Annotated in this window: 18 protein-coding genes and 1 pseudogene; 7 read left to right on the forward strand and 12 right to left on the reverse strand. The window is 70.8% G+C overall.

All coding sequences use genetic code 11. The annotated features are described in order from the left end of the window. The first annotated feature begins 90 nt into the window (after positions 1-90). The 3 genes from ABZY20_RS05235 to ABZY20_RS05245 are packed head-to-tail and all read left to right on the forward strand — an operon-like array spanning position 91 to position 3,655. Complete coding sequence (locus tag ABZY20_RS05235; RefSeq protein WP_356436778.1) at positions 91-615, forward strand: PadR family transcriptional regulator; 525 nt, start codon at positions 91-93, stop codon at positions 613-615. Then, on the forward strand, positions 612-1,301 hold the full coding sequence (locus ABZY20_RS05240; RefSeq protein ID WP_356436781.1) for an ABC transporter ATP-binding protein: 690 nt from the start codon (positions 612-614) through the stop codon (positions 1,299-1,301). Before ABZY20_RS05235 ends, ABZY20_RS05240 begins: the two co-directional genes overlap by 4 nt. Continuing rightward, positions 1,298-3,655 (forward strand): FtsX-like permease family protein, encoded by a 2,358-nt coding sequence (locus ABZY20_RS05245; RefSeq protein ID WP_356436784.1) that lies wholly within the window; start codon positions 1,298-1,300, stop codon positions 3,653-3,655. Before ABZY20_RS05240 ends, ABZY20_RS05245 begins: the two co-directional genes overlap by 4 nt. 28 nt (positions 3,656-3,683) lie before the next feature. On the opposite strand, the gene ABZY20_RS05250 is transcribed toward ABZY20_RS05245, so the two are convergent. Further along, complete coding sequence (locus tag ABZY20_RS05250; RefSeq protein WP_356436787.1) at positions 3,684-4,634, reverse strand: LysR substrate-binding domain-containing protein; 951 nt, start codon at positions 4,632-4,634, stop codon at positions 3,684-3,686. 133 nt (positions 4,635-4,767) lie between these two features. Between ABZY20_RS05250 and ABZY20_RS05255 the strand changes: the two genes are divergently transcribed. Together ABZY20_RS05255 and ABZY20_RS05260 are read left to right on the forward strand one after the other, a co-directional pair. Continuing rightward, entirely contained in the window at positions 4,768-5,322 is a 555-nt protein-coding gene (locus ABZY20_RS05255; protein WP_020276563.1) for a peroxiredoxin, read from the forward strand. A 6-nt stretch (positions 5,323-5,328) separates the two neighbouring features. Beyond that, positions 5,329-5,862 (forward strand): alkyl hydroperoxide reductase, encoded by a 534-nt coding sequence (locus tag ABZY20_RS05260; protein WP_114255038.1) that lies wholly within the window; start codon positions 5,329-5,331, stop codon positions 5,860-5,862. A 68-nt stretch (positions 5,863-5,930) separates the two neighbouring features. Here ABZY20_RS05260 and ABZY20_RS05265 read toward each other — a convergent pair whose 3' ends face one another. The 4 genes from ABZY20_RS05265 to ABZY20_RS05280 all read right to left on the reverse strand — a co-directional run bounded on the left by ABZY20_RS05265 (position 5,931) and on the right by ABZY20_RS05280 (position 11,005). Further along, on the reverse strand, positions 5,931-7,241 hold the full coding sequence (locus tag ABZY20_RS05265; RefSeq protein WP_356436791.1) for an AI-2E family transporter: 1,311 nt from the start codon (positions 7,239-7,241) through the stop codon (positions 5,931-5,933). A 136-nt stretch (positions 7,242-7,377) separates the two neighbouring features. Next, complete coding sequence (locus tag ABZY20_RS05270; protein ID WP_356436794.1) at positions 7,378-8,100, reverse strand: transglycosylase SLT domain-containing protein; 723 nt, start codon at positions 8,098-8,100, stop codon at positions 7,378-7,380. A gap of 401 nt (positions 8,101-8,501) precedes the next feature. Then, complete coding sequence (locus tag ABZY20_RS05275) at positions 8,502-9,827, reverse strand: PhoH family protein (RefSeq protein WP_356436797.1); 1,326 nt, start codon at positions 9,825-9,827, stop codon at positions 8,502-8,504. A gap of 404 nt (positions 9,828-10,231) precedes the next feature. Then, the gene (locus tag ABZY20_RS05280) at positions 10,232-11,005 is read right to left on the reverse strand and encodes an isoprenyl transferase (protein ID WP_356436800.1); all 774 of its coding nucleotides are present in this window, start codon (positions 11,003-11,005) and stop codon (positions 10,232-10,234) included. A gap of 764 nt (positions 11,006-11,769) precedes the next feature. Here ABZY20_RS05280 and ABZY20_RS05285 point away from each other — a divergent pair. After that, a complete protein-coding gene (locus ABZY20_RS05285; RefSeq protein WP_356436803.1) occupies positions 11,770-12,930 on the forward strand; it encodes a winged helix DNA-binding domain-containing protein in 1,161 nt (386 codons plus the stop codon). On the opposite strand, the gene ABZY20_RS05290 is transcribed toward ABZY20_RS05285, so the two are convergent. From ABZY20_RS05290 to ABZY20_RS05320, 7 genes and pseudogenes are all read right to left on the reverse strand, one after another. Further along, positions 12,931-13,752: a class I SAM-dependent methyltransferase gene (locus tag ABZY20_RS05290; RefSeq protein WP_356436806.1), complete on the reverse strand. Its 822-nt coding sequence runs from the start codon at positions 13,750-13,752 to the stop codon at positions 12,931-12,933. Positions 13,753-14,030: 278 nt separating this feature from the next. Continuing rightward, positions 14,031-14,909 carry an LLM class flavin-dependent oxidoreductase gene (locus tag ABZY20_RS05295; protein WP_356436809.1) on the reverse strand — a complete coding sequence of 293 codons (879 nt, stop codon included), beginning with the start codon at positions 14,907-14,909 and terminating at the stop codon, positions 14,031-14,033. A 64-nt stretch (positions 14,910-14,973) separates the two neighbouring features. After that, a pseudogene (locus ABZY20_RS05300) lies at positions 14,974-15,156 on the reverse strand (hypothetical protein); the annotation flags it as partial. A gap of 9 nt (positions 15,157-15,165) precedes the next feature. Then, on the reverse strand, positions 15,166-15,831 hold the full coding sequence (locus ABZY20_RS05305; RefSeq protein ID WP_356436812.1) for a hypothetical protein: 666 nt from the start codon (positions 15,829-15,831) through the stop codon (positions 15,166-15,168). Between the two features lie 208 nt (positions 15,832-16,039). Then, a complete protein-coding gene (locus ABZY20_RS05310; protein WP_356436815.1) occupies positions 16,040-17,074 on the reverse strand; it encodes a hypothetical protein in 1,035 nt (344 codons plus the stop codon). Then, positions 17,062-17,721 (reverse strand): hypothetical protein, encoded by a 660-nt coding sequence (locus ABZY20_RS05315; RefSeq protein WP_356436818.1) that lies wholly within the window; start codon positions 17,719-17,721, stop codon positions 17,062-17,064. The genes ABZY20_RS05310 and ABZY20_RS05315 overlap by 13 nt, the downstream gene beginning before the upstream one ends. Before the next feature lie 355 nt (positions 17,722-18,076). Then, on the reverse strand, positions 18,077-18,736 hold the full coding sequence (locus ABZY20_RS05320; RefSeq protein WP_356436821.1) for a hypothetical protein: 660 nt from the start codon (positions 18,734-18,736) through the stop codon (positions 18,077-18,079). 257 nt (positions 18,737-18,993) lie between these two features. Between ABZY20_RS05320 and ABZY20_RS05325 the strand changes: the two genes are divergently transcribed. Further along, a complete protein-coding gene (locus ABZY20_RS05325) occupies positions 18,994-19,374 on the forward strand; it encodes a DUF192 domain-containing protein (RefSeq protein ID WP_356436824.1) in 381 nt (126 codons plus the stop codon). The last annotated feature ends 69 nt before the right edge of the window (positions 19,375-19,443 follow it).

Consider the following 19,443-nt stretch of genomic DNA (forward strand, 5'->3'; position numbering starts at 1 on the left):
CGCGCCCGACCTGCGCTCCCGCACACCCCGCCATGAACTGCACACTCGGCGTATACATCCCGCGTATACACCCCGTGTACAGTCCGGGTCATGTCCATCGGTCACACTCTCCTGGGACTCCTGGAGTCCGGTCCGCGGCACGGTTACGACCTGAAGCGGGCCTTCGACGCGAAGTTCGGTCACGACCGGCCCCTGCACTACGGCCAGGTCTACTCGACGATGTCCCGCCTGCTGAAGCACGGCCTCGTCGAGGTCGACGGCATCGAGGCGGGCGGCGGTCCCGAGCGCAAGCGGTACGCCATCACCGAGGCCGGCATCACCGACGTCGCGCGCTGGCTCGCCACGCCCGAGAAGCCGGAGCCGTACCTCCAGTCGACCCTCTACACCAAGGTCGTCCTCGCGCTGCTCACCCACCGCGACGCCGCCGACATCCTCGACACCCAGCGCTCGGAGCACCTGCGCAGCATGCGGATCCTCACCGACCGCAAGCGCAAGGGCGACCTGGCCGACCAGCTCATCTGCGACCACGCCCTGTTCCACCTGGAGGCGGACCTGCGGTGGCTGGAGCTGACCGCGGCGCGGCTGGACAAGCTCCGCGAGGCGGTGACCCGATGACTCCTCCCGCCGGTTCACTGCTCGTCGCCCGGGACCTGCGCAAGACCTACGGGCCGACCAGCGCGCTCGACGGCGCCGGGTTCTCCATCCACCCCGGCGAGGTCGTCGCCGTGATGGGGCCCTCCGGGTCGGGCAAGTCCACGCTGCTGCACTGCCTCGCCGGGATCGTCATGCCCGACTCGGGCTCGATCACGTACGACGGGCGCGAGGTGACGTCCATGAGCGACGCCGAGCGCAGTGCGCTGCGGCGCTCGGAGTTCGGGTTCGTGTTCCAGTTCGGGCAGCTCGTGCCGGAGCTGACGTGCGTGGAGAACGTGGCCCTGCCGCTGCGGCTGGGCGGGGCGTCCCGCAAGGACGCCGAGCGGACCGCGCTGGCCTGGATGGAGCGCCTGGAGGTCGACGAGCTGCGCGGGAAGCGGCCCGGCGAGGTGTCCGGCGGTCAGGGGCAGCGGGTCGCCGTCGCCCGCGCGCTGGTCACCGACCCGCGGGTGGTCTTCGCCGACGAGCCGACCGGCGCGCTCGACTCGCTCAACGGCGAGCGCGTGATGGAGCTGCTCACGGACGCCGCCCGGTCGGCCAACGCCGCCGTGGTGCTCGTGACGCACGAGGCGCGGGTGGCCGCGTACTCCGACCGCGAGATCGTCGTACGGGACGGCAAGTCCCGTGACATGGAGCGCGTCGTATGAGCGCCGGGCGGGGGCCCGGCCGTGTCCCGGGGCCGGTGCGCGATCTCTGGCTGGGGGTCCGGTTCGCCTTCGCGGGCGGACGGGAGGGGTGGACCCGGGCGCTGCTGACGGCCGTCGGTGTCGGGCTCGGCGTGGCGCTGCTGCTGCTCACCACCGCCGTCCCGAACGCGCTGGCGGAGCGGGACCGGCGCGAGGAGGCCCGCAGCGACCACACCTACAGCCAGCGGGACATCCCGAAGGCGGACGACACCCTGATCGTCCTGGACGCGGACACCACGTTCCGGGACAGGGCCGTGCGCGGCCGGCTGCTGGAGGCGGAGGGCCCGGACGCTCCGCTGCCCCCGGGGGTCGCGGCGTTCCCCGCGGCGGGCGAGATGGTCGTCTCCCCCGCGCTGCGGGACCTGCTCGCCTCCGACGAGGGCCGGCTGCTGCGGGAGCGCCTGGACTACCGGGTCGCGGGCACCATCGGCGAGCAGGGGCTGGTCGGCTCGAAGGAACTGGCCTACTTCGCGGGCGGCGAAGGGCTCGCGAAGCGGCTCGGGCACACCAGCGGGGCACGGATCGACCACTTCGGCAACGACGACCTGACGCCGTCCGACCCCTGGGACCCGGTGCTGCTCCTGCTGGTCCTGGTCGTCTTCGTGGTGCTGCTGATGCCGGTCGCCGTGTTCATCGCCGCGGCCGTGCGGTTCGGCGGCGAACGGCGCGACCGCAGGCTGGCGGCGCTGCGGCTGGTCGGCTCCGACAGCCGGATGACCCGGCGGATCGCCGCGGGCGAGGCGCTGGCGGGCTCGGTGCTGGGGCTCGTCCTGGGCACCGGGTTCTTCCTGCTCGGACGGCAACTGGCGGCGTCCGTCGAGGTGTTCCACATCAGCGTCTTCCCGAGCTATCTGAACCCCTCCCCCGCACTGGCCGTCCTGGTGGCGCTCGCGGTGCCGGCGGCCGCCGTGCTGGTGACGATCCTCGCCCTGCGCGGGGTGGTCATCGAGCCGCTCGGCGTGGTGCGCACGGCCAAGCCGGCGCGGCGCCGGCTGTGGTGGCGGCTGCTGCTGCCGCTGGGCGGGCTCGCGCTGCTCTTCCCGATGATCGGGCAGGGCGACGACGGCGGGAACTTCAACCAGTACCTGGTCGTCGGCGGTGTCATGCTCCTGCTCGTCGGCATCACCGCCCTGCTGCCCTGGGTGGTGGAGACGGTGGTGGCGCGGCTCGGCCCGGGCGGGATCTCCTGGCAACTGGCCGTGCGCAGGCTGCAGTTGAGCAGCGGTACGGCGGCCCGGATGGTCAACGGCATCGCGGTGGCGGTGGCCGGGGCGATCGCGCTGCAGATGCTGTTCGCCGGGGTGGAGGGCAACTACACCAAGGCGTCGTCGTACGACGTCTCCCGCGCCCAGATGAGCGTGGACGTGCCGGACGGTGCCCGCACCGCGGCGACCGTCGCTCAGTACCGCGAGACCGAGGGCGTGCGCGAGGTCACCGCACTGTCCAGTGCCTACCTCGGCGACCGGCGCGGTGAGGAGGCCTCCTACCTCCAGATCACCGTGGCCGACTGCGTGTCGCTGCGCGAGGTGGCCTCGCTGCCCTCCTGCCGTGACGGTGACGTCTTCGCGGTCAAGGGCGCGCAGTACGACAGCGACAACGACCACCTGACCGAGCCGGGCACCACCCTGTGGACCGACCCGGACGAGACCGCCGCCTCCGGCGACCGCGCGGTCTCCTGGACCGTGCCGCGGGACATCCGGCAGGCCCGGCCCCGCGAGGATCCCACCGGGTACGAGCGCGGCGGCATCCTGATCACCCCCGGCGCGCTGCCCGAACGGCTCGGCGCGGCGGCCTCCGCGCGGCTCTTCATCAGCCTGGACCCGTCGGTCGAGGACGCCTACGACCACGTGCGCAACACGGCCGCGCGGCTGGACCCGGCGGTCCAGCCGATGACCTGGCAGCGGGAGGAGAGCAACGAGCGCTTCGCCGCCATCCGCACGGGTCTGTCCGTCGGCGCCGCCTGTGTGCTGGCGCTGATCGGGGCGAGCCTGCTGGTCTCGCAGCTGGAGCAGTTGCGCGAGCGCCGCAAGCTGCTGTCGTCGCTGGTCGCCTTCGGCACCCGGCGCCGCACCCTCGGCCTGTCGGTGCTGTGGCAGACGGCGATCCCGGTCGGTCTCGGCCTGCTGCTCGCGGCGACGGTGGGCATGGCCCTGGGCGCGGTCCTGCTGCGGATGACCGACGCGACGGTCCGGGTGGACTGGCCGAGCGTGCTGTCCATGACCGGCGTCGGCGCGGGCGTCGTCCTGGTGGTGACGCTGCTGAGCCTGCCGCCGCTGCTGAAGCTGGCGCGGCCGGACGGACTGCGCACCGAGTAGTCCCGGACCGCACCGCCCGTACGGGTCGTCAGGCGTCCCGCTCCAGGACCCGTACGGGCAGTGGCCGCAGCGCCTGGCGCAGGGCGGCCGCGAGCTCCTCGTACTCCGCGCCGCGCGCGGCCCCCGCCCGCATCGCCAGGGCGATCCGCCGGGTGGGGGCCGGGTCGGCGAAGTAGCCGGTGAGCAGCTGGTTGCTGCGCGAGATCTCGACCTTGAGGGCGGTGCGCGGCAGCAGGGTGGCCCCGAGTCCGCCCGCGACGAGCTGCACCAGCGTGGACAGCCCGGCGGCGGTCGTGGTCACGGGCACGTCGTCGCGGCCGGCCTCCCGGCAGATCTCCAGGGCCTGGTCGCGCAGGCAGTGCCCCTCGTCCAGCAGCAGCAGGTTCAGCTCGCGCAGCGCCTGACGCGGGATGCCCTCGCGGCCGCCCAGCTCGTGGCCGAGGGGCGTGACGAGCACGAAGTCCTCGTCGAACAGCGGCAGTTCCGCCACGCCCGGCACCCCGAGCGGTACGGCGAGCAGCAGCAGGTCGAGGCGCCCGGCGGCGAGGCCGTCCAGCAGGTTGGCGGTCTGCTCCTCGTGCACCTGCAGGTCGAGGTCCGGATACCGCTCGTGGACGAGCCGCAGGACCGTGGGCAGCAGATAGGGCGCCACCGTCGGGATCACCCCGAGCCGCAGCACCCCGGTGAACGGGGCCCGGACCGCCTCGGCCTCCTCCATGAGCGCGCCGACCTCGGCCAGCACCGCCTTGGCCCGTACGGCGATCCGCTCCCCCTCGGGCGAGAGCAGCACCTTGCGCGTCGTACGCTCGAGGAGCGTCACTCCGAGTACGTCCTCCAGCGCCGAGACCGCGCCCGACAGCGCGGGCTGGCTCATGCCGATCGCCCCGGCGGCGTCCCGGAAATGAAGGTGCTCGGCGACCGCGGCGAAGGCCCGCAACTGGGCGAGGCTGGGCTGCCTGCGCTTATTACCCACCGTCACTGATAACTACCTCCGATCAACTCGACCGAGTGTAGCTATTTCCGTAATCAATCGAAGCTGTGCCAACATCAACACCGTCCAACCCATGGGAAACACCCGCATTCCGGGTGTTTCTTCGCTGCAAGGAGAGCGTGTGCTCACTGTCGGTGACAAGTTCCCCGAGTTCGATCTGACCGCCTGCGTCTCGCTGGAGAAGGGCAAGGAGTTCCAGCAGATCAACCACAAGACCTACGAGGGTCAGTGGAAGGTCATCTTCGCGTGGCCCAAGGACTTCACCTTCGTGTGCCCGACCGAGATCGCCGCCTTCGGCAAGCTGAACGACGAGTTCGCCGACCGCGACGCCCAGGTCCTCGGCTTCTCCGGCGACTCCGAGTTCGTCCACCACGCCTGGCGCAAGGACCACGACGACCTGCGTGACCTGCCCTTCCCGATGATGGCCGACTCCAAGCACGAGCTGATGCGCGACCTCGGCATCGAGGGCGAGGACGGCTTCGCCAAGCGCGCGGTGTTCATCGTCGACCAGAACAACGAGATCCAGTTCTCGATGGTGACCGCGGGTTCGGTCGGCCGGAACCCCAAGGAGGTCCTGCGGGTCCTGGACGCGCTCCAGACGGACGAGCTGTGCCCCTGCAACTGGTCCAAGGGCGACGAGACCCTGGACCCGGTCGCGCTGCTCGCGGGAGAGTGATCTGACATGTCCCTCGACGCGCTCAAGTCCGCCATACCGGACTACGCCAAGGACCTGAAGCTCAACCTGGGCTCGGTCATCGGCAACTCCGACCTGCCCGCCCAGCAGCTGTGGGGCACGGTGCTGGCGACCGCCATCGCCTCGCGCTCCCCGATCGTGCTGCGCGAGCTGGAGCCGGAGGCGAAGGCGAACCTGTCGCCGGAGGCGTACACGGCCGCCAAGGCCGCCGCCGCGGTGATGGCGATGAACAACGTCTTCTACCGCACCCGGCACCTGCTGTCGGACCACGAGTACGGCAACCTGCGCGCCGGTCTGCGGATGAACGTCATCGGCAACCCGGGCGTGGACAAGGTCGACTTCGAGCTGTGGTCCTTCGCCGTGTCCGCCATCAACGGCTGCGGCATGTGCCTCGACTCCCACGAGCAGGTCCTGCGCAAGGCCGGCCTCGACCGCGAGGTCGTCCAGGAGGCGTTCAAGATCGCGTCCGTGATCCAGGCGGTCGGCGTGACGCTGGACGCCGAGGCGGTCCTCTCGGAGTGACTCCCGGCGCCGCGCGCCACACTGCGGGGCCCCGTCCACCGACTCGGTGGACGGGGCCCCGTCGTCTCCTACGACGGCGGGGGCGTGTCCGCGGGCGGCTCCGCGCTCACCGCCGTGGCCCCGCGCGGCGGGACCGCGTGCCGCAGCGCCGACTCCCGCGAGTACGACCGCAGATACGCGGCCATCGTGTTCGCCACGGCCACCAGCGGCACGGCGACGACCGCGCCCCCGATCCCGGCCACCATGCCCCCGGCGGCGACGGACAGCACCACCGCCAGCGGATGCACCCGCACGGCGCGCCCCAGGATGAACGGCTGCAGGATGTGCCCCTCGATCTGCTGCACCGCGAGCACCACCACCAGCGTCATGACGGCCGTGAACACCCCCTGGGTGACGAGCGCGACGACGACCGCCAGCGCACCGGACACCACCGCACCCACCAGCGGGATGAAGGCGAACAGGAAGATGAACACCGCCAGCGGCACGGCCATCGGCACGTCGAGGAAGTAGATGCCGAGGCCGATGAAGATCGCGTCGATCATCGCCACGAGCACGGTGCCCCGCACATAGGAGGTCAGCGTCCGCCACGCCGCCGGTCCGGCCCCGGCCATCCCGGGCCGCGCCGCCGCCGGCACCAGCCGCAGCGTCCACTCCCAGATCCGCTTGCCGTCGTAGAGCAGGAACAGGGTGCAGAAGACGGCGAGCAGGATCCCGGTCAGCGCCTCGACGACGACCGTCACGCCCTCCAGGCCCGCCGAGGTGATCTGCTCGGTGTTCGCGCCGACCGCCTCGCGCAGGTTCGCGGCGATCTCGTTGATCTGCTTGTCGGTCACGTGGAACGGGCTGTTCAGCAGCCAGTTGCGCAACTCGTCGATGCCGTCCTGGATCTGGCTGGAGAGGTCGTCGATGTTCTCCATGACCTGCCAGGTCACGAACCAGCCGATGAGGCCCATGACGACGAACCCGAGGACCGCGGTCAGCGCGGTGGCCGGTCCGCGCGGCACCCCGTGGCGCCGCAGCCGGGCCACGGTCGGCTGCAGCAGCGCGGTGATGAGCAGCGAGATGACGAACGCCAGCACGACGAGCTGGACGGCGCTGATGACCCGCATCAGCACCCACACGGTGCCCGCGAGGACGAGCAGCCGCCAGCCGGCCTCGGCCGCCACCCGCACGCCCCACGGGACGGCGAGCGCGGGGTCCGGCCGGGCGGGGACGTCGGGCGCGTAGTCCGGGGGCGACGGCACGTGCTCGTGGGACCGGGTACGGGACTCGGCCTCGTCCCGCTCCCGTTCGGCTTCGGCGCGGCGCTCGTTGTACCGCTCGCTCATCTCGGTCAGCCCGGCGCCGAGCCGGCCGAGCCACCCTGGCACTCGCGACATGATCCGTCCTCTTCCCCCGTCTTCCCGCACCACTCCTTCCCGGAGCCGTCCGCGTCCGACCGTACATGGCGCGAGCCCCGCACCGTACGACGGTGCGGGGCTCGCGGAGGGCTCTGAACGGCCGGGGCCGGTCGGCTCAGTACCAGTTGTTGGCCTGCCAGAACGACCAGGCGTCACACGGACTGCCGTAGCGCTCGTTCATGTAGTTCAGGCCCCACTTGATCTGGGTGGCCGGGTTCGTCTGCCAGTCGGCGCCGACGGACGACATCTTGGAGCCGGGCAGCGCCTGGAAGAGGCCGTAGGCGCCGGAGGAGGGGTTGACCGCCTTGTAGTTCCAGTCGGACTCGTGGTCCACGATGTTGCTGAAGCACTGCCACTGGCCCGACGGCACCATCTGCCGTGCCATCGACTGGATCTGCGCGATGGAGTAGGAGGAGGCGACGGGGAAGTCGGCGGCGTCCTTGGAGCGGGTGGCCGCAGCCTTGGCCTCCGCGCGCTCCTTGGCTTCCTCGGCCGCCTTGGCGGCCGCAGCCTTGGCCGCGGCTTCCTTCTTGGCGATGGCCGTCTCGGCGGCGGCCTTGCGGGCGGCCTCCTCGGCGTCCTTCTTCGCGGTCGCGTCCGCGGCGATGGCCTGTGCGTCGGCCTGCTGCGTCAGGGACGCGGTCTGCACCTGGGCCTGCTGGCCCGCGGGGATGTCCGCGAGCAGCGTGGCGCCGCTTGCCGTCGCTTCCGCGTCGTTGTTCTGCGCGGTGCTGCCCGAGGCAACGCCGACGACGCTTCCGACAGCGGTGACCGCCGTGGCCGAGGCCACTGCGAATCCCCGGACCGAGATCCGGCTCACACGGTTTCCTTCCAGCATCGCCCGCTCCGGTGACCCTCGCGGACGCAATCGTGCCCCTGGCACTGGCCTCCCCAACTGCGGGGTCACGGGAGGCGCGGGCCCGGTGGGCAACTCCCGCGAGGGGAGCGCCGCGTGATGCTCGGGCGGCATACGACATCGCTATGCAGTTGGCGCTGTGCTGTTCGAGGTGCTGTACCGCTGGGGGTACAGCTGTGTCGTATGCGGGGCCTGACAGGAGTGAGACTCTGCCGTAACACGACGGGGCAAGGCAATTCTGCGTTGCGTGTGAAAGCTCACATCTCGTTTGGCACGGGAAATTCACTGGAACGGCCACGCGCGAAGGCGCCGCCCGGCTAGGCTCTTCGCCTTTCCGGACGGCGCCAACTCCTCCGTCTTCGCTCAGTTTTGGTGCGGGACGGTCAGATCTGCCCCTCTTCGAGCATTTCGGTCACAAGGGCGGCGATCTGGGACCTCTCGGACCGGGTCAGGGTCACGTGCGCGAAGAGCGGATGACCCTTCAGTTTCTCCACGACGGCGACGACACCGTCGTAGCGGCCGACCCGCAGGTTGTCCCGCTGCGCCACGTCATGGGTGAGCACCACCCGCGAGTTGGCCCCGATCCGGGACAGCACGGTGAGCAGGACGTTCTTCTCCAGGGACTGCGCCTCGTCCACGATGACGAACGCGTCGTGCAGCGAGCGTCCGCGGATGTGCGTGAGCGGCAGCACCTCCAGCATCCCGCGTGCGGTGACCTCCTCGATGACCTCCCGGCTGGTGACCGCCGACAGCGTGTCGAACACGGCCTGGGCCCAGGGGCTCATCTTCTCGGCCTCGGTGCCGGGCAGATAGCCGAGCTCCTGCCCGCCCACCGCGTACAGCGGACGGAAGACCATCACCTTCTGGTGCTGACGGCGCTCCAGCACCGCCTCCAGGCCCGCGCACAGCGCGAGTGCCGACTTGCCGGTGCCGGCCCGGCCGCCCATCGACACGATGCCGACGTCCGGGTCGAGCAGCAGGTCGAGCGCGATCCGCTGCTCGGCGCTGCGGCCCTTGATGCCGAACGCCTCGCGATCCCCGCGCACCACCCGGATATCGCCCTCGGGTGTGACCCGCCCGAGCGCCTTGCCGCGCTCCGACTGGATCATCAGACCGGTGTGCACCGGCAGGCCGGCCGCCTCGGGGACGTGGACGCGCCCTTCCTCGAAGAGGATGTCCACCTGCTCGCCGGGCAGGGTCAGTTCGGACATTCCGGTCCAGCCGGAGGAGTCCGTGATGGCGAGCTCCGCGCGGTACTCCTCGGCGAGGAGCCCGACGGAGGACGCCTTGATCCTGAGCGGGAGGTCCTTGGAGACGACGGTGACGTCGAACCCCTCGGCCTGCAGGTTGCGGGCGACCGCGAGGATGCGGGAGTCGTTGTCCCCCAGGCGGTAGCCGCTGGGCAGCACGCTGGGGTCCGAGTGGTTGAGCTCGACACGGACGGTGCCGCCGAGGTCTCCCGTGGGGATGGGGGCGTCGAGACGGCCGTACCGCACCCGCAGGTCGTCGAGCAGACGCAGGGCCTGCCGGGCGAAGTAGCCGAGTTCGGGATGGTGCCTTTTCGCCTCCAGCTCCGTCACCACGACGATGGGGAGCACGACCTCGTGCTCGTCGAAGCGGCTCAGGGCGTTCGGGTCGGCCAGCAGGACGCTGGTGTCGAGGACATAGGTGCGCCGGTCTGGCTTGTGGCGCTTTGTGCTGGTCACCACGGAAGGACGTACCCCCTCGGATGAGGTCGGGGAGCGACGGAGTGGAAGCTGGACCGGGAGGGGTGGGAAAAATCCCGACCGGTTGCCGGCCGCCCTGCGCGGGCCGAGAACCGGCCCTCCCGCCACTGCGTCCGTGCTGTGACCGCACGATCGGGCTGGTGCAAAGGGCCTCCCGGGCGGACGGCCCCGTGCCGTCCGCTGAGATCCGACACCCGTGGTTCGGGCGTCGACCTGACTGGGTTATGCCCTCGAACGAGCGTCGCCATGCCACGGCATATGACGGCGGACCGGTGAACTCCGCGTGACGTGCCCCGCCGCGGGGTACCGGGAAAGGCCGCGACACGGGACGTCAGGCGTCCCTGGTCCCGCGCGAGCTGCGGTTGCGCGGGGGTGCGCGGTGTGCGTCAGCCGCCGTAGCGCCGGTGGCGGGCGGCGTAGTCGCGCATGGCGCGCAGGAAGTCGACCTTGCGGAACGCCGGCCAGAACACGTCGCAGAAGTAGTACTCGGAGTGGGCTGTCTGCCAGAGCATGAATCCGGACAGCCGCTGCTCGCCGCTGGTGCGGATCACCAGGTCGGGGTCGGGCTGGTCGCTGGTGTAGAGGTGACGTCCGATCATCTCGATGTCGACGGCCTCGGCGAGCTCCTCCATCGAGGTGCCCTTGTCCCGGGCGTCGAGCAGCATCGAGCGCACGGCGTCGGCGATCTCCTGGCGGCCGCCGTAGCCGATGGCGACGTTGACCACTATCCCGTCGACGTGCGCGGTGGTCTCCTCGGCCTCCTTGAGGACCGTCTGCATCCCGGAGGGCAGCAGGTCGGGCGTGCCCACGTGGTGCACGCGCCAGCGGCCGTCGGCGGCGAGCGTGCGCACGACGTCCTCGATGATGCCGAGCAGCGGGACGAGCTCCTCCTGCGGCCGGTCGAAGTTGTCCGTGGACAGCAGCCAGAGGGTGACGACCTCGACGTCGGTCTCGGTGCACCAGCCGAGGAATTCCTCGATCTTCTCGGCACCGGCCCGGTGTCCGTGGACGGTGCTGGAACCGGCGGCCTTCGCCCAGCGCCGGTTGCCGTCCATGATGACGCCGATGTGCTTGGGCACCTGAGCGTGGTCCAGGTGGCCTTCCACCCGGCGTGCGTACAGCCTGACCAGCAGGCCGCGCAGCTTGTCGCGCAGGTTCACGTGTTCGTCAGCCCCTCCGTACGGATCGGACAGGCCGCGGCCTGCGGCCCTGTCGTGGCCGCGGGCGGTCCCTGCCCGTTCGGCAGTCCCCGGAGGCGAAGCCTACCCCCGCTGCCGCCGTGGGCCGTTCACGGGTGCGGAACGAAAGGTTCCGGCCGAGGGTTCGGGTCGCCCGCCCGCGGACAGAAAAACGGGCCGGTCCGTGGGGGGGAGACGGACCGGCCCGAGGGGGGGTTTCCACCATAACCCTTCGTGAGTGATGACGCGCGCATTCGCGTGTCACAACTACTCTCCGGAGCCGTCCGGCGACGCGGCGATGACCGTCAAACCCCCCGCCCGGCGCCCGGTGTCGGCGAGAAAACAGCCCTTACGCTGGGCATTCGTGCGCCCTGGAACCGGATCCGGCGGATTCGCCGCCCCCTGGGGCGCGCTCGGCGTTTTGTCCGGGCATCCCCTGGACGGGTGAACCCGGCCGCGAACGCCCGATTGACCCCGGCGGGCGACGCGCCACCCGCGAAACAGCGGGCGGAGGGCCCGGGCACCGCGCAGCCCCCTCCACTGCGCGGTACCGCCCCGCGCAGCTTTGCTGGCGCGAATTACGTTGGTCTGAACCTACGTGATGCGGGGGCTCGGAAGCGAATCGGGACGATAACGATGTGAAAAACCTCGTTGGAAGAGGCGGGAGTGGACGGCGTGAGAGGAGTGCTGCGCGGGGCGCACCCAAGAGGTCAGAATCTGTCCTCTTCGGCTCCTACGGTCGTTCCATGACGAGGACGAGGGTCACGTGGGACGCCGTGAGCGCACGGCGGGCGGAGCGGCAGTTTCTGGCCGTTCCGGCGGGGGCGGGCACGTCGCTCGCCGAGGTGGTCGGTGCGATGCGGGGCGCGCACGCGCAGGTGCCGTCGGCGGCCGAGCTGTCCGTCGGGATGCGGGCGCCGGGCGGGGTGACACGGGCGGACGTACGGCACGCGCTCCACGGCGACCGCTCGCTGGTCAGGACCTACGGTCCGCGCGGCACGGTCCATCTGCTGCCGGCGTCCGAACTGCCCCTGTGGACGGCGGCGCTGTCCGCGGTCCCGGCCGGCCCGAGCCCCTTCCCGCCCGCGGTGCGGCTCTCGGACGAGCAGGCCGGCCAGGTGGTGGCGGCGATCGGCGACGCGCTCGACGGCCGGTGCCTGACGCTCGACGAGCTGTCCGAGGAGGTCGTCGCCCGCACGGGCCCGTGGGCGGGGGAACGGGTGATGCCGGCGTTCCAGGAGCTGTGGCCGCGCTGGCGGCTGGTGATGCACCGGGCGGGCTGGGCGGGCCTGCTGTGCTTCGGCCCGAACCGCGGCCGCAAGGCGACGTACACGCGCCCGCCGCAGGCGGACCGGGCGCCCGCAGCGGACGACGCACGGTCCGAGTTCGTCCGCCGCCATCTGTCGGCCTACGGCCCGGCGACCCCGCGCCACTTCGCGAGGTGGCTGGCGGCACCCGAGGGATGGGCCGTACACCTCTTCGGTGAACTGTCGGCCGCCGGCGCCATCGAGGAGGTCGACTTCGAGGGGACGTCGGCGTGGGTCGCGGCGGGCGACACGGAGTTCCCCGAGGGACCGGCGCGCGGTGTGCGGCTCCTGCCCTACTTCGACGCGTACGTCGTCGCCGGGCAGCCCCGCGAGCGGCTCTTCCCGGGCGAGGCGTACCGGCGGTGCCTGGCGGGCGGGCAGGCGGGCAACCATCCCGTGCTGCTGGTGGACGGGGTGGTGGCCGGGGTGTGGCACCAGCGGCGCCGGGGCCGTCGTACGACCGTCACGGTCGAGCCGCTCGTCCGGCTGACGGCACGGCAGCGGCGTGAACTGGGCGAGCAGGCGGAGCGGGTGGGCGAGGTACTGGAGGCGGTGGCGGAGCTGGTGGTGGGTCAGGTGGGCGTGGGCCCGCACGCGTGATCAGGCGGGATCGGTCCGGGTCGCCGGCTTGCGCGCGTCGAAGAGGTGGCGGGTGCTGTGGGCGACGAAGGGCCCCTCGGCGCGGATGCGCTCGTGCAGCTCGCGCAGCCGGGGCTCGTACGCCTCGGCCGTGAAGCCGGGCACCATCCACACCACCTTGCGCAGGAAGTGCACCACCGCGCCGATGTCGTGGAACTCCATGCGCAGCCGCTGCGCCCGCAGTTCGACGACGTTTAGCCCGGCGGCCTCGGCGTCGGCGCGCTCGCGGTCGGGATGACGGCCGCCGCGCACCTCCTCCGGCAGGGCCCCCAGGAAGTACTCGACGAGTTCGAAGACGCTGCGCGGGCCGACGTGCTGGGCGAAGTACGTCCCTCCGGGCCGCAGGACCCGGGCGATCTCCTCCCACTGCGGGCGGACGGGATGCCGGCTCACGACCAGGTCGAAGGCGCCGTCGGCGAAGGGCAGCGGTTCGTCCTCGGGTACGGCGACGACGGCGACGCCGCGCGGACGGAGCAGGGCGGTCGCCTTCGCCGCGTTCGGCGCCCAGCCCTCGGTGGCGACGGTGAGCGAGGGCCGCCGCGGGGCCCGGGCAAGGGCGAAGTCCAGCACCTCGCCGCCCCCGGTCTGCACATCGAGCACCGCCTCGGCCCGCCCCAGCCGCCCGGCCATCGACACGGCGTACCCCCAGGACGGCCGCGCCTCGGTCGCCCGCCCCTCGAACCAGGAGAAGTCCCAGCCCTCGGTGGGAGCGGCGACGGCTTCGGAGACGAGCTCCTCGAAGGTGCGGCGGGATGCGTGCGGTGGTGTCCGGGTCCCGGTCATGAGGGCGATGGTGACAGGGGGGCGGGGGCGGACGCGAGGTGATTTCGGGCGCGGGTGTTTTTGTGGGGGCGGGGGGTGGGGGTTGGGGGGGCGGCGCAGCCGGGCGGGCGGTGACGTGCCGGGGCGGTAGGCGACGGGCCCGGGGGCGGTGACGTGCCCGGGGGGCGACCGGTGACGGGCTCGGGGGACGGACGGCCAGTGACGGGCCCGGGGGCGGGCGGGCGCCGGAGGCGGTGTGCCGCGGTGGGGGCTGTTCGAGACCGTTCCGCTGCGGCCGGTCAGGAGACCAGTGGCCGCACGTCCTCCGCCACGAACCGTACGAAGCCCTCCGGGTCGGGCTCGTCCCCCGTCGGCTGCAGCACCACGGTGTCGGCCCCGGCCTCGGCGAGCCGCTCCACGGCCTTGGCGACCGCACCGGCGTCGCCCGCGGCTCCGAGGTCGGCGACAGCCTCCAGTCCTTCGGCGGCCAGTTCGGCGCGCAGCCGTTCGGCGGCGCCGGGCCCGGTGGCGGCGGACAGATAGGCGACGACGTGATGCGGCCCGGCTCCGCGCCCGGCGCTCTCCCGCCCCTCGGCGATGAGCGCCCTCGCCCGCCGTACGCCGTCGGCGTTGGTGGCGGCGGTGAGGACGGTCCCGTCGGCGGCCTCGCCGGTGAGCCGGATCGACCGTGGTCCGGTGGCCCCGGCGAACACGGGGACCGGGCCGGACTCGGGCGGCCAGTCCAGGGCGACGTCGTCCAGCGTGACGTACCGCCCCTCGCTGCTGACCCGCTCCCCGCCCAACAGGGCCCGCAGGGCGACGAGATGCTCCCGCAGCAGCGTCACCGGCGACTCGACGCGGGCGCCGACCTGGCCCATCCAGTCCTGCACGCCGTGCCCCACGCCGATGATCGCGCGCCCGGGGAACATCCGGTGCAGCGAGGCGATCTCCATGGCTGTGAGGGCCACGTTCCGCAACGGCACGGGCAGCAGCCCGACGCCGACCCGCACCCGCTCGGTCCACGCCAGTGCCGCAGCGGCGGTGGAGATGCCGCCCTCCCGGAAACAGTCCTCCCAGAGCCAGAGCTCCTCGATCCCCGCGCCCTCGGCGACTTCACAGACCGACCGCAGCCGTTCGGGGGCGAGTTGGGGACGAAAGACGACGCCGAGTGTGGTCATGGGGGCTTCCTTACCCACTTCGCCGGGGGTCCAACGGTGCCCGGGGGTTGTCGGAGGATGCAGGTCAACGGTTGACGGCCTGGATCTCCTGGACGACGACGTTCTGCTCGGCGCCGAAGGTGCCGTCGGGGAGGCGTTGCTCACCCGGCACTCCCGTGCCGGTCCAGTGGATCCTCCAAGTGACCGTAGCCCTCAGCTTGTACGAGCCGTCACCGGAGGAACGCAGATATCTCACGCCACAGGGCGGGCGTACGGTTCACGCCTGGATGTCCAGGCATTGCTTCGCGGCTGCGGTCGAAACGATGCGCGTGGTCTGCCAGACCCCGTCTCTGTTCTTCTCCAGCCGAGTGTTGTAGAGGATGAAGTCCTCATCCGAGGGAGTGGTGACCTTGGCCTTGTTCGTCTTGAGGTCCTTGGCGTAGCCCTTGCTCTCGTCGGCGCAGAAGACCACCGACGCCGCCTTGTCGCCGTCCAACGTCACCGTCCGGTCGTAATACCGGATGGTGCCCGTGATGCCGAGGTCGGCCTTCTTGAACTTGTCCACCCAGATCGCGGCGGCCTCCAACGCCCGCCCGGCGTTGTAGAAGTTCATCCCCTCAGCCTTGGGGTCAGTCCCCGCGATCGCCGCGTTGATCGAACGCATGCGCTCTGCGTTGTCGGCGAGTACGGCGTCCTTGACAGCATCACCCGTCTCGCTGCCTTCAAAGTTCATCGTCAGGTCGGACGGCAACTTGATCTGCGGGCGACCCGCGGCCTGAGACGCGGTTTCGCTGGGTGATGCGGTGTCGGCCCCGGCATCGGCTCCCGTGATCTTGTCGTTGTCCTTGCCCTCGGAGCTGTCATCGCTCCCGCACGCGGACAGCGTCAGGGCCGCAACGACGGTCAGCGTGAGCGCTACGAGGAGAGTGGAACGGCGGTTCACGGTTGACTCCGGATCAGTGGTGAGGCTTCTCTTGAGCGAACGAAAGCTATCCAGCGCGTTGCTCGTGCCCGTGCGATGCCGGCATCACCAGGGGGTCTTCGCTCCCCAGGTCGAAGAGCGTGTTCTGCGCCGCTTCCGCATCCAGTTCGTCGGGCGTCCAACGGTGTGGGGTTGGGCCGAGGGTAGGGGTGGGGTGTGCGGGTGCGGGTCAGCGGTTGACGGCCTGGATCTCCTGGACGACGACGTTCTGCTCGGCGCCGAAGGTGCCGTCGGGGAGATCGCCGCCCGCGCCGCCGCTGCCGGTCCACTGGATCTTCCAGGTGAGGGTGGCCCGGAGCGGGTACGTGCCGTCGCCGGAGGAGCGCAGGTACTTCACACCGCAGGGCGGAGTGCGGTCCGCGTTGCCCTTGGCGTAGGGCTCGCCGATACGGCCGTCGTTGATCTCGCAGACGCCGGACGCCGGGTAGGTCACGGCGTCCTTGGTGCCGGGCTGGATCCTGAGCGACACCGGCTCGGCCGTGGCGGTCGCGCTGATGCCGATCACCGGTACGGACGCGGTGACGGAGACCGGCTTGAAGTCCGCGGCGTCCAGCCAGGCCCAGGTGGGCAGGTTGACCTTGGTCTCCCCGGCGGGGGCCAGGGTCACCTCGGTGCTGGGGACGCGGATCTCGGCATAGGCGAGTTCGGCGAGGATCTCGGGCGTCACGGCGTTCTCGATGTTCGCGGGCGGCGGGTCACCCTGGTCGACCCAGAAGGGCTCCTCGTCGCAGGAGTCCCAGCCCGGCGGGAAGTCCTCGTTGACGAACGAGTCCCAGAAGTAGCCCTCGCCGGTCTTGTCCTTGTTGAAGTCCTTGTACGGGTGGCCGTTGACGTAGCGGTCGCGTTGTTCGGCGTCCCACTCGTGGCCCGTCGAACCGGCGTCCCAGATCGGCTCCATCTCCTTCTGGAGCTGCTCCGGCGTGTACTTGGGGGCGTACCAGCACGGCGGTGGTGTCCAGGACGTGGAGGACGTGAGCGCGCCCGCGGAGTCCCCGCTGCCGTTCTTGGAACGGTCGAAGACGACGCCGCCGACGGTGACGGAGACGGTGCCGTCCCCGCTAGCGCTGGCCTCCTGCTGCGTCCCCTGTGTCTTGCCGCCCAGGGAGTCGTCGGCGCGTGCCGCCCCCGGGAGCACCACGAGAGAACAGCAGGCACCGGCGGTGACCATGGCGAGCCTTTTCCACGGGCCTCTCACGGCTGGCACTTGGGGCTCCCACTCTGCGAAACCATCTTCTGGATCACCCAGACACCTTTGTCGTTCTTCTTGAGCGACGTGTGGTAGACGACGTAGCTCTTGGCGGTGACCTCGGTCTTCTTGACCTCTTTGGTCTTGAGGTACTTCACGTACGCCTTGCCCTGGTCCTCGCAGTAGCTGAAGGACGCCGTGCCATCCTTGTCGACTGCGACCTGGGGGGCGTAGAAGCGGTAGGAACCGGTGATCGCCGCCTTGTGGTCGACGTAGTTCTGGATGAACTCCTGCGTGTCGGCGGCAGCCTCGCCCTCGTAGTAGTAGAGGTAGGGCTTGTCGAGCGCGTTCTGGTTGACGATCGTCAGGTCGACGGCTTTGATCGCCTGTTCGCCGTCGGCCAGGATCGCGTCCTTCTCCTTGTCCCCGGTCTTGGGCCAGTCGAAGGTGTAGGAGAGGTCGGACGGCAGGTCGATCTTCGGCCGTTCCGCGGCAGCAGGGTCGGGTCCGGTCGGGGAGGCCGGAGACTTGCTTCCGGTATCGGCTCCCGCGATCTTGTCGGAGTCCTTGCCCTCGGAGCTGTCATCGCTCCCGCACGCGGACAGCGTCAGGGCCGCAGCGGCGGTCAGTGTGAGCGCTGCAAAGAGGGTGGGGCGGCGGTTCACGGTCGGCTCCCGATCAGAGGCGAGGCTTCTCTTGAGCGAACCAAAGTTATCCAGCGGCATGAGGCGGCACCAGAGTGAACTGGGTGAACACGCCGGGTGTATGGGGAGGAATCGGCGATCGGCCGACCACTCCGACCCGTAACGGTTCCGTAACGCAACGGCCGGTTCGTCAAATGGCGCGTTCTGTCGAGCGTTTGAGTCAAAGCAGCAAAGGGAGAACGTCGGTCGCAGGTGAGGTCTCGACCGTGAGTCGAGAGCGGTCGCCGTGCCGACCATGCGACCGGGACGGCTGGGCATGTCGCGGTTCCTGGCCGCTCGGTCCAGAGCCGGGCATGGATCAGGTATCTGGTACGGATCAAGGCCGGCACTTGGCACTCCCCCGTTGCGAAATGAGTCGCTCGGTGACCCAGACACCCTTGTCGTTCCTGCGCAGGGTCCCTGCGTAGACGACGTAGCTGTCCTTGGTCACCGGCGTGACATCGGTCTTTCCGGTCTTCAGGAACCTGTTGAACGCCTTGCTCTGGTCCTCGCAGTACACGAGTGCGGCCGTGCCGTCGTCCTTGATGGTCACGCTCTCGTTGTAGTAGCGGGTCAGACCTGTCGTGCGTGCCTTGTGATCGACGAATTCCTGGATGTACTTCTGGCTTCCGGCAGCGGCCGCGCCCTCCGAGTAGAAGCGGTAGGCCTTGTCGAGGGGGTCCTGCTTGGCGATCGCCATGTCGACGGCTCGGATGCGCTGCTCCGCATCACTGAGCACGGCGTCCTTGTCGGTGTCGCCGGTCTTCTTCCATTCGAACTTGTAGGTCACGTCCGAGGGCAGCTCGATCGTCGGCCGATCACCGGCACCAGCAGCACTGGAAGTCGCCGAAGGCGGTGCCTTGTCGCCCGTGTCGGCACCCGCGATCTTGTCGTTGTCCTTGCCCTGCGAGCTGTCATCGCTTCCGCACGCGGACAGCGTCAGGGCCGCAGCGGCGGTCAGCGTGAGCGCTGCGAGGAGGGTGGGGCGGCGGTTCACGGTCGGCTCCCGATCAGAGGCAAGGCTTCTCTTGAGGGAACCAAAGCTATCCAGCGGCGTAAGGCGGCACGAGCGTGAACCGGGTGACCGCGCCGCGTGTATGGGGAGGAATCGGTGATCGGCCGACCACTCCGATCCGTAACGGTTCCATAACGCGTCGGTCGGTTCGTCAAGAGTCGTTCCCTGTCGGGCGTTTCTGTCAGGAAGCAGCAAAGGGAGAGCGTCGGTCGCAGGTGGGGCAGTCGGAGGAGGGCCGGATGGGGCGGCGGTGGCGGGACGGATGGGGGGAGTTGGTCGTGCAGGGGGGTGAGCGGCCCGATGTGCGCGTGCCGTTGGAGATCGCCACGTCCTACCGGGCCCGGACCCGCGGGTTGCTCGGGCGGGACTCCGTCGAGGGGGCGATCCTGCTCTCCCCCGCCAGCAGCATCCACACCATCCGTATGCGCATGCCGATCGACGTCGCCTATCTCGACCGTGAGTTGAGAGTGATCGCCGTGCGGACCATGCGGCCGGGGCGGCTGGGCATGCCCCGGCTGCGGGCGCGGCATGTCGTGGAGGCGCGGGCCGGGGTGATGGGTGAGTGGGGCGTGGGGAAGGGGGTCCGGGTGGAGGTCGTCCCCGCCGCGGACGGGGGGTAGGGGGTAGGGGACCGGCTCCGGCCCCGGCTGCGGACGCCGCGACCGGTGCCAGTGATCCGCGCCTGGGCC

This window comes from Streptomyces sp. NPDC006624 (assembly GCF_040611555.1).
GTDB lineage: Bacteria > Actinomycetota > Actinomycetes > Streptomycetales > Streptomycetaceae > Streptomyces.